Source organism: Mycobacterium sp. GA-0227b (assembly GCF_001499855.1).
Classification (GTDB): Bacteria; Actinomycetota; Actinomycetes; order Mycobacteriales; family Mycobacteriaceae; genus Mycobacterium.
Map to the genome: position 1 here is coordinate 1 of NZ_LQIK01000017.1, position 10204 is coordinate 10204.

A 10204-nucleotide genomic window follows, 5' to 3' on the forward strand; every position below is an offset into this window, starting at 1 on the left:
GCACTCTTCCCGCCCGACCCCGAAAGCCCCTTCGCCGACATCGACCAAGCCCCACCCTTCGACAACCATTTCGACACCGCCCCGCCCGAAGGCCCATTTGAATACGCGTCCGAAGAAATCGGAGAATTGCAATTCAAAGACTTTTCAGCAAACCGACCCGCACCGGAATTGGGCATCACCATGAATTTGGTCACCACACTGCAGCAGGAATACCGCGAGGTCTGCGAATCAATCAAAACCTTGGACGCAGAAATTCGCGCCGGAAATGGCCCCGCTACTCGGGCTGCGGCCGACGAGCTGCTGCGGATGCGCCGCCAAGTCGACGCCGATCGACCCTACGGCCACGCCGTCGCCGCGGTGATGGAGCAGTGGGCGGATGCCGACGCCGCCTACAACGACACCCTTCGCCTCATCGAGCACGCCCGCACCCAGCTCGACCTCCTGCGCGCCGCCCCCGATGCCGACGAACTCGACATCGCCTCAGCCCGGCAACATGTCGCGTTCTATAACGAACTACTCCCGGACGAGCCGCCCTCGCTGCAGTTCCAGCAGGCCCTCGCCGACGCTCAGGCTGCGCGCACCGCGGCCGCCGGCGGCCAGAAGATCGTCGCCGAGCACGACATCGTCACCGCGCGCGGCCGCGCCGAACACGCCGACCTGACCGCCCGCGCCGAACTGCGCGAGCGGCGCCGGGTACTGCGCCGCGAGCTGGAACGGGCCGACCGAGACGTGGCCGCGGCGTTCGCCACCGCCCAGACCGCCACCTCCGACACACTCGACCGCTTGCTCGAATCGGCGCGCAACGAGGTCGCCCTCCTCGAGGTCGCCGGCCACCTCGACCTCACAGGCACTCCCCTAGTCATCCCTGCCGCGGCATTGTCGGCACACGAGCCGCACACCGCAGAGCAGCTCAAATCGTTGGCGGCTCAGCCGTATCGGCTCAGCGTCGTCCGAGCCGACGCCACAGACCGCGAAACCGCCGCGGCGCTGTACACCCTGCGCAGCACCGCTAATGCCAACGACCGCAAAGTGCTCTGGCTTTCGACCACCGACACCGGGGCAGCACCAGCACGCAACGCCGAGCTGGCCGACACCATCACCACCATCGGTCACGCCCACCGCCAAGTCAGCGATCAGCAGTGGGCCTTGCCGCCCCGAGCCATCGTCGTAATCGACAACCCCGCGATCGCCGAGCCCGACCAGCTCGCCGACATCGCCCGCCACGCCGCGTCAAACGCTCGTGTCATCCTGCTCGATCCGGACACCAGCCGCGGCGCAGGCTCCCCAGCACTGCGCCTGCTCACCCATTCCCTGCCGTGGAGCACCACCCTCACGACCGCGCCCTCCGCACCTGCAGACCCGCCCCTTGACCCCGTGCCAGCGGTCACACTGGCCGACCGCCTCGGCCGCACCCACCTCGGCGAAGAATGGCGCCAGGTGCTCACCCAGTACGACGCCGCCGCGCGCGCCGTCCGAGCAGCCCAGCGCCGTCAGATCGCCTTGGGATGGCGCACCCGCGTGACGGCGGTTGAGGACCCTGAACACGCCCTCGGCGCCAGCATCGACGACTAGCAGCCCCGCCTCTACAGTCGTTGCCCTTCATGTGGGATACGTTATGCACGGCGTGCGGAACAGGGCAGATTCGATGGGCGGCGGCCACTAGGCCGCCGCGAGCGTCGACGAGATGTACGGCGGTGTTGAACGCACCCGACATATCGTTGATGACATGGTGTCAAGTTCACCCGACCAATCCCGAGCGGTCGCAGGCCAGCCCGGCGAGATTAACGACGATCTCCTTAACGTGGCGTACGCGCGTTTGGCTGGCACATTCAACAGCGAAGTCGCTGACGCCGAGCGACGCACCGCGCGCGACATCCTCGTCAGCCGCCGCGAACTTTAGAAACTGCCCGTGCCCATGGAGGTTTGTAGGCAGAGTACGCAGCTTCGGTTTCGACAGCTTCGGTGCCACATACTCGGAGGCATGGTGTAGCTAGTGGCGTCTCTGCATTCACGGATAAGCAGGGGTCAGCGCAGCGTTAGCGACGGGCTGTCCGGGCCAGCATCCCGTGCCGGCGCTCTAGCTCGACTCTCCAAGCTGCGCCGTCCGCACCATCTGGTGTCGTCATCCAGGGACCTCGTATTGGAGGTCCTCTTCGACACTTACGAGAGCCCTGACGATCACGTCGCGCAGATGAGGGACGTCACCGGTCGCGGCCGCGGCGTAACACATGTCGGGTAGCGGCAGCGGACGCCTGGACCACCCGCCGATGTGCTCTGCGGTACGCGCAACCAGCCAGTGCGCCCGGTACCTGGCCCGCTCCTGGAGGGTGTCGCCGGGATCGGCGCTGCAGCCGTTGACGAACGCCGGCCGGAAGATCGCCGTGGTGGCGTTGAAACTCTTGGCTTCGGCGTCGTATTCCGCCCACTGCTGCACGGTTGGTTCGCGGTCACCGCCCCTGGCCATCCAGACCTGGCGAATCGAGTCGGGAATGCCGTCGTCGACCGCCTGAGCCTGAGTGGTCGCCGAGTGCATCAACGATGCGCTCACCCCCGCGACGATGCGGTCCTGAAAAATCGGGTCGGCCGTCATGACGCGCAACAGCCGTGGGTACACGTCAGGCCACAGCACCGCCAGGCGGTGCTCGTGCATGCCGTCCAGGACTGGAGCGGGGACCTCGACGCCCTCTTGCCGCCACGGGTTGGTCAGGCGCGTGCACGAGGGCGGGTGTTCGACCCCGGCATCCCGCAACACATTCACCACGCCTGTCGTCGCGGCCGCGACCAGACGCCATCCCATCTCAGCTCGCAGCTGCGCGTACTCGATGAGCACACGCGCCGGGTCCCCCCACCCGAACCAGCGTTGCCGAAAATGGCCGTCCACCAACGGATCTGAGGACAGCACCCGCACGGAGCGGGGAACGAACACACCCGCCGGAATGTAACTCGCCCCGTCATTGGAGGTGATGACGGTTTCCGTGCCGCTCGGGGAGCGGAAGACTCCTACCGCCCACTCAATCGGATACTTGACCTCTTCAGCCGCGCACTGCAGCCTCCACGCCAACTCCTTGGCCGCCGCCGCGTCGGCCGACTCGCGGCGCTCCTGGGCAGCCGCTGTCTGGCCCGCGGCCACCACGCTGGCCGGGATCAGTGTCGGGCCCGCAGCCGCCGCTGCGGACGGGGCAGACGCCACCGTGGTGTTCGTTGAGCCGACCGTGCCCGCCGGCACGGTCGGCGCCGGGGGCGGCGCACCCGCTGGGGGACCCATCGAACCCGGCGGCAGCATCATCGGCGCACCACCGCCACCGGTCCCTGCGCTCGCCCCGGTAGGTGCGGCAGCCGGGGCCGCTGGGGACACCAAGCCGGGCTGTGCGGCGGCTGGCGAGACGCCCCCACCGGGGGCCGCCGCCACCGGGGGTGCCGCATGCCCACCACCGGCCGATAGGGCCGGTGACGGGCTCGCCGAGGCTGGAGGCGGTGCAGCCGGTACTCCGCCGCCCATCCCCGCCGTAGTCGCCATTCCTTGGTTGAACGCCGACGACAACGGCGACGCGCGGTCCGCGCCTGACACGGCTCCCGAGTTCGGCAACCCACCGGCCGCGCCGGGCATCTGACCGACACCGCCACTCAGCGGATTAGACCCCGCCCCCGGCATGCCGCTACTGCCCAGGCCGCCAGGCATCTTTGGAATCCCGCCACCGGAACCCATCCCGCCACCGCCGCTGCCCAGCCCGCCCATCGACGGCACACCACCACCGCCCAGCGGGGAAGCTGTCGCCGGCCGCGGCGCAGCAACCGCTCCAGGTGTCGCCTGAGTAACCGGCCCCGACGCCGCGAGTCCCTCATCGCCCACAGCAGTTCGGCTCGTCCCTGCATCGACGCCAGGAGACATCCCAGACTGCGTGACGGAGGTACCTGCTTTGTCGGTCGGTGCGTCTGCAGGTGGCCTTGGCGCGTCCTCGCCGGCTGTGGGCTTCTTGGTGTCGCTCAAGGGATCGTCGCCCTGGGCGATGCCCGGTGACGGTTGGTCGAGGGGCTGGGCGGGTGGCGCGGCGGGGACCTCTCCCCATTTCGTCAAAAGGCTGAGGGCTCTGGTGTTTTCGCTGCTCTTCTTGAAAGAGGTGTGCGCGGCCATCGCGGCCGTAACTCCCGCCTCGGTTTGGTACATGGCAAGGCCGTGGTACTCGGCCACGAGAGCTTCCGCCTCGCCAGGCAGCTTCGCAGCGGCGATTTTTGGATCAGCCTCGCGGATCAGCTGTTCTTGGCCTGCACGGGTGTCACGTAGCACCGTGGCAATGTTGGCGCACTTGTTGGCGCACTTGTCGTGCCATTCGGCGATCGTCTTGGCTTCCTCGGCCAACACCGCACCGTCGCGGTGTGCTTCGTCGAAGCCCTGGGAATCGGCGGCATCGCGAAACCGCGCGTTGTCGGTGACGATCTTCTGGTGGATGCCGTCCCACGCCGTCGCGCCAGCTCGGCAGGTCTGCTCCTGGGCGTCCCAGTGCGAGGGATCGGGCGGTTCCATGTCCGGCGTGACAATCAGCCGCCCATATGAACCCGCAGATCCCCCAGTGGCCGGCATCAGCGCAACCCGCATTCAGTTCTGATGACACCGATCAAATCGTTGCCGCGCTGCTGCTCGCGATCTGCTTGGTCCCAGTTCCTCATGTTCAATGCGTGCAGCATGTCAATGCGGGCGTCGATCCAATCGTTCAGCGGCCTCTCGGTCGAAACCGGTGTCGCAGAACTCATTTGAGAACGCAGGTAAGAGACGGCAGTCATTCCGGTTCGTTTCTCTGCCGCCAGCGCCTCAACGCTTTCGGGACTACGCCAACTCTGCTCCAGAGCTTCGGCACTCGCCCTACTAGCCGAAGCCGTTGATCGTGCTGACCGTTCCCACGCAGAGCATGCAGCGGACTTCGCCGCCTGAACTTCGCTGGGCCTATAGGTGGCCGGCGGGGGTGCAACCACGTTGATTGTGTGCTGCGCAGGTTCGACTGTGCGGACCAGTGCCAGGCCGCTGGTCGCCGCTGCGCCGGCAGCGAGCACTAGTGCTGTCGCAGCGACGGCCACCCCGGTGCGGTGGGGCCGCCGGTACCCCATCGTCATAGGACGACCGTATCGCGACTGGCGGACATCGAGCCACAGCCGGAGCCACATTCAAAACCTGAGTTTGCGCAGCTCATGTCACCTATAGGCAACACCGAGCAATTCGACGCGTACCCCATGGTGTGTGTCTAAAGTGACCTAAAAAGGTACAGACTGACTGCAGTTCGGCGACCAGCGCCGATGCATCCGGTTCGGTGTCCCAGAATCCTGTCCCAGACCGGCGAGAACGGGGACCCCCTTAAAGGACACAGACGGCTCCCGCCCAGGTCCGCAAGCGGCCCTGGTTGGGCCTGAGAAGACCGTGCCCCCTGGACGAGTGAGGACCTGCCGGTGACGCTGCTGGGATACGCGCGAGTCTCGACGTTGCACCAGTCCCCCGACATGCAGACAAAGGCATTGACGGAGGCCGGAGCCGAACGGATCTGGACCGAGCGCATGTCCGGCGCTCGCGATGATCGCCCCGAGCTGGCCGCGCTACTCGACTACGCCCGCCGCGGTGACGTGCTCATGGTCTGGCGGCTCGACCGTCTCGGCCGCTCACTCCCTCACCTGCTCACCATCGCCAGCGACCTCCAGGACCGCGGCATCGAACTGCGCTCCCTCACCGAAGCCATCGACACCAGCACTGCCGGCGGCCGGCTGATCTTCCACGTCTTCGGCGCCGTCGCCGAATTCGAGCGAGCCATCGCCGCCGAACGCACCGCCGCCGGAGTCGCGGCAGCCCGCGCGGCCGGTCGACACCCCGGCCGTCCCGGCCTCACCGCCGACACCATCGCCGCCGTCCAAGCCCTCGACGAGGCCGGCACCCCCCGCACCCAAATCGCGCGCACCCTCGACATATCCCGCTCCAGCGTCTACCGCTGCCTGGCGCAGCGCTCCCACGAAGCGCTGCTCGGCGCAGGCGTCGCACCCTGACAAGTGACGAGTCGGCGCTCTCGGGGTGAGCGATCGCTGATGCCTCTCCCTTACTGCTGCTCGACCTCGGGGGCCTCCATCGTTGCGATCGCGTCGAGCAGAAGCTCTGATAATGGGTTGGCATAGTTGGCAATCGCGAACTTGTACAAGGCAACCAGTTTTGCGACTGCTCCGTAATCGTCCGGCTCGCGTTCCATAACCGATTTCCACTCGCTGTACTCGTCAATCAGGTGCTCGATGGAGGGCTGATCGGGAGGTGGTGTTGGCGATCCCATCACGTCAGGTTAATGAGCACTCGACGGTCTCGGCGCTGACGACAGCGGGCGCCCCACACATAGAGAAATTCCAGTTCGGATTCGGAACGGATCGGTGAAGCAGTGTCGTGAGATAGGTATGACCACCATGTCTGACGACACCACCACCGACTCCAGCGACGACTACGACTCTCGCCAAAACGTGCTTCTGGATTCCGATGACGCCCTCGCTAGTCTCGACCGTTACCCGCGCATGTGGAACATGTCGGCCGGGATGGCCTTCTTCCAGGCGGTGATACGCCCGGACACGCCGGACCGCCCGGAATACGTCAGCGTCCCCATGTCGAGCAGCACCACCACCGACCTCGAAACCCGTGGGGCCAGGATCTTCGCGGTGGCCAGGTGGAATGCACTGTGGGAGGCCGCCCAGTTCCGGCGCCGCTTCTTTCACGACGACACCGACGCTGACGCTGACGGCCTCGCGACGTTACCTCCCGACCTGGCGCGCATCGCCGATCTCGGTGACAACAACATCGTGTTCATTCCCCGCACGCAGACCCGCTACTACGACTACGCACCCCTGTTTCACCTGCTCCCCCGCGCCATGTTGGACCGGTTCGGCCTGCCGATGCTTACTGCTGGTCAATGGCCGTTCTGGGCGGAGCTGACCAACCCGGACCCCTACCTGCCCGCAGACTTCGGCCAGCGCCTATCACGGGCGTGGGGGGCCACGGTCTGGCGTCACCTCATGCCCGGCTCGCCGCGGATCGCCTTCACCAAGGACGACCCGATCCGCATCCTGGCGCACAACCTCGACTTCTGGGTTCCCCCGGTGACCGAGGCCATGGAAGACGAGATGCGGACCTGGCCGATCGTCGACACCGATGGCCCTACCGGCCCGGTACGGCTGAGCAACGGCGAGATCCTCGAAGGCGTCACCGCTGGCGGCCCCCGCGTGGGTTCTGACCTGTGGGCCGGGGAACAGGAAGCCGCCGAGTTCGTCGAGCGCACCGTCGACGCCGCGGACAAGACCGGCCGATTGCGCGACATCCTCGACGCCGTGCGTTCCCACCGGGTCCACGACGACTTCTCCGACCGGTGGTCACACGCCAAGGAGGACTTCGACCGCACCCTCAACCACAAGCGCTCGAAGGTCAGCGTCACCTTCGTCGAACTCGATGACACCACGCCGGTTCACGGGCCCGAGACCGAAGTCATCGGCCAGCTCGCGTGCAGCGACTTCCTGACCCTGCTCAACCCCCGCGACCGCGAAGTGGTGGTCGTTCTGCGCAGCGGAGTCACCTCCCTGACCGACGTCGGCAAGATCCTCGGTTACAGCAGCCACAGCGCCGTATCGAAGCGGCTCGCACGCATTCGCGATCAGGCGGCACGCTTCTTCGACCAGAACTGACCCTGAAACAAGGAAGTGGGCTATCACCCCGCGGCCCCACCATCAAGGACCCCAGGTCGTGATGATGAAGGACAAGGGCATCCGGCAAGTGGCTCCGGTGATTCGACGGGTACTTCGACAGGTACTCAGACGGGGATTAGATGTTGTTCTATAGCTCCTTCTGTCACGGCAAGTATCAGGGCTGCTGCCGGGAGGTTGACCCGCAGTGACCTGGCATGATGAGTCCATGAATCACGCACCTATCCCCGGCCAGCAGGCCGCCATTGAGGCGCTGCTGAAGGCCTCCGCCCGCACGTCGCAGCGGGTCAACATTCGGAACAGTTTCGTCCAAGGGGGTGATCAAAAGCATCCCGTCCCCGGCCCGCTCCACAAGATGGTTCGCGCGCAGGACGACCGCGCACTGGACCTGTTCCTGCTGCACCGCGCCCTGGTCTCGGCGGAACCCTGGACCAGCCGGCCCCTGCTCTCTCGGGTCTGGGCCCGCATGCTGGGTGTTGAAACCGACCAGGACCACGGTGCCGCCGTCGTCTCGCGCACCTGGCGGCGACTCGACCAGAAGTACGGCCTCATCACCCGCGGCAAGACCGGCCGCAGGGCGGTCTTCACCTCCCTGCGGGAGGACGGCAGCCGCGAGGACTACACCGCACCGTCTGGTCGCGACGTCGCCAATCGCTACTTCCAGCTCCCGTTCGAGTACTGGACCGACGAGCAGGCCTGGTACCGCACGTTGACGCTGGCCGCCAAGGCGATGCTGCTGGTCGGCTCCACCCTCGGGCCGGGCTTCATCCTGCCCGGCGAGCGGGTACCCGAGTGGTACGGGATCAGCGAATCCAGCGCACAGCGGGGCCTGGCGGAACTGCGCGAGGTCGGTCTGCTGAACCTCTCCATCAGCTACAAGCCCACTCCACTGGAGAAGATCCCGACGACCGAGGTCTACAACTACACGTTGGTGCCGCCGTTCGGCCGCATCGAGAAGCGCCGGCTCCGCGTCGTCCCGAAGATCGCCAGTGCATGACAGCTCAGCACCTCCTTTTCCGCTGGTCGAGCGGTGCATCCCGCCGTCTGCGGCGGCAACGAATGGCCATCGTCACATCACCAAACCCCGTTTCGGGTGTACAGTTATTGACGTAAGCCCTGAGGCATTCCCGGCACCAGCAATGGTGTGTCTGGCCCCTCAGGGCAAAACGCTTTCTAGGGCCTGAACCATGGACGCCCACGAAATCCCGCTCGAAGAGCTGATCTCCCCCGCCCGCTACCAGCGGTATCGAGCGGCCGCCCGCGGCGACACGGCACGCGCCGCGCGGCTGTACATGTGGAACTGCGATCTCTCCGCGGCGTACTGGCCATCGATCGCCCTCGTCGAAGTCGCCATCCGAAACGCCATCGACTCGCAGCTGTGCTCCCACCTCGGCGTCACACGCGAAGAGGGCTGGCACCCCGAAGTTCTCGCCGACCGCCCACGCATCCACCTGACCGACAAGGAACTCGACAAGGTCAAGAAGTCGATCGAAGCGTTCGACCGCAAGAACAACCCCGCCGGTCAGCCCCGTGTGGAACCCACCGGCGGCGACATCGTCGCCGATCTCAGCCTCGGGTTCTGGGTATCCCTCGTCGGTGAAGGCATCCCCCGTTTACACGCGAACGTCTACGACTACTTCACAAAGCTCTGGCGGCCATTCCTCCATAAGGCCTTCCCGCACTACGGACCGGGCATGACGTCGGCTGGTCCACTGCGTAACCGCCTGCGCACCTTCGAGCTACTTCGCAACCGGATCGCCCACCACGAACACATCTTCACTCTCAACCCGAACCACAACCTGGACAACATCATTGCCCTCGCCGGATTCATCGACCCCGCCCTCGCGGACTACATCCGAGGCAACCAGCAAGTCACAGCAGTAGTGAACCGGTACCGCAGCTTCGTCGCGCAGGAATCACCTGAACCCGGTGATCCTCCGACGGATCAAGCGCTGTAACCAGGCCCCGCTACCGGGGCGGCTCGCGCGATGAGGTCGGCCTCAGCCGTATCTGGGCATGAAAAAGCCCCGCGCGTCGAATCGAGATTCGACGACTGCGAGGCGAAAGCCAACGGGGGTGTGCGCGTGCGGGACTGCTGACGGGTGGTCGTCCCGGCGCGCAGGTGGGCTAGGGCGGCATCGGCAGGCTTCTTCCGGCGAAAAGCGCGCTCATTCGGGGAGGGACTAGCGCCGCCACTCGCGAAGCGCGGTCGCGACCGCGTCGAGTATCTCGGCCAGCCCCTTGAGGAAGGCGAGAATGCGTTCCATCGGCTCATCGCGCCGGCAGAACACCGCCCGGTTGACCATCACCAGTACAAGCAGAATCCAGACCAGATTCCACGCGTCCGAGACGACCAAATTTACCTCCTTGCGAGGTGTACCAACAGAAAGTGCCCGACCAGTAAGCGGGCACAAAAAAAGCCGGTGTTGACGACGGTTGAAGATCCGGCCAGTCGCGACGGTTGAAAAGTAGGCCACCCGATCAGATTGGATGGGTGATC

General features: G+C 66.0%; 9 protein-coding genes and 1 pseudogene. 6 read left to right on the forward strand and 4 right to left on the reverse strand.

Annotated features, from left to right (window positions below; translation table 11 throughout):
* Positions 1-1572, forward strand: a pseudogene (locus tag AU185_RS13265) (MobF family relaxase); the annotation flags it as partial.
* Between the two features lie 112 nt (positions 1573-1684).
* On the forward strand, positions 1685-1900 hold the full coding sequence (locus tag AU185_RS13270; RefSeq protein WP_059100272.1) for a hypothetical protein: 216 nt from the start codon (positions 1685-1687) through the stop codon (positions 1898-1900).
* A 222-nt stretch (positions 1901-2122) separates the two neighbouring features.
* On the opposite strand, the gene AU185_RS13275 is transcribed toward AU185_RS13270, so the two are convergent.
* Together AU185_RS13275 and AU185_RS25620 are read right to left on the reverse strand one after the other, a co-directional pair.
* Positions 2123-4579: an EspK C-terminal domain-containing protein gene (locus AU185_RS13275; protein WP_059100278.1), complete on the reverse strand. Its 2457-nt coding sequence runs from the start codon at positions 4577-4579 to the stop codon at positions 2123-2125.
* Complete coding sequence (locus AU185_RS25620; protein ID WP_231740352.1) at positions 4579-4779, reverse strand: hypothetical protein; 201 nt, start codon at positions 4777-4779, stop codon at positions 4579-4581. The genes AU185_RS13275 and AU185_RS25620 overlap by 1 nt, the downstream gene beginning before the upstream one ends.
* Before the next feature lie 657 nt (positions 4780-5436).
* Here AU185_RS25620 and AU185_RS13285 point away from each other — a divergent pair.
* Positions 5437-6021, forward strand: a complete 585-nt coding sequence (locus tag AU185_RS13285) for a recombinase family protein (protein ID WP_082683882.1) — start codon at positions 5437-5439, stop codon at positions 6019-6021.
* Positions 6022-6071: 50 nt separating this feature from the next.
* On the opposite strand, the gene AU185_RS25155 is transcribed toward AU185_RS13285, so the two are convergent.
* Positions 6072-6296, reverse strand: coding sequence for a hypothetical protein (locus AU185_RS25155; protein WP_156425516.1), 225 nt, complete (start codon positions 6294-6296; stop codon positions 6072-6074).
* Positions 6297-6414: 118 nt separating this feature from the next.
* Between AU185_RS25155 and AU185_RS13290 the strand changes: the two genes are divergently transcribed.
* The 3 genes from AU185_RS13290 to AU185_RS13300 all read left to right on the forward strand — a co-directional run bounded on the left by AU185_RS13290 (position 6415) and on the right by AU185_RS13300 (position 9662).
* Positions 6415-7686: a hypothetical protein gene (locus tag AU185_RS13290; RefSeq protein WP_059100275.1), complete on the forward strand. Its 1272-nt coding sequence runs from the start codon at positions 6415-6417 to the stop codon at positions 7684-7686.
* Between the two features lie 226 nt (positions 7687-7912).
* Entirely contained in the window at positions 7913-8701 is a 789-nt protein-coding gene (locus tag AU185_RS13295) for a hypothetical protein (RefSeq protein ID WP_059100276.1), read from the forward strand.
* Positions 8702-8891: 190 nt separating this feature from the next.
* On the forward strand, positions 8892-9662 hold the full coding sequence (locus tag AU185_RS13300; RefSeq protein ID WP_059100277.1) for an Abi family protein: 771 nt from the start codon (positions 8892-8894) through the stop codon (positions 9660-9662).
* 225 nt (positions 9663-9887) lie between these two features.
* On the opposite strand, the gene AU185_RS25455 is transcribed toward AU185_RS13300, so the two are convergent.
* Positions 9888-10204, reverse strand: a 317-nt coding sequence (locus tag AU185_RS25455; protein WP_216636417.1) for a hypothetical protein, incomplete at its 5' end; no start/stop codon positions are given.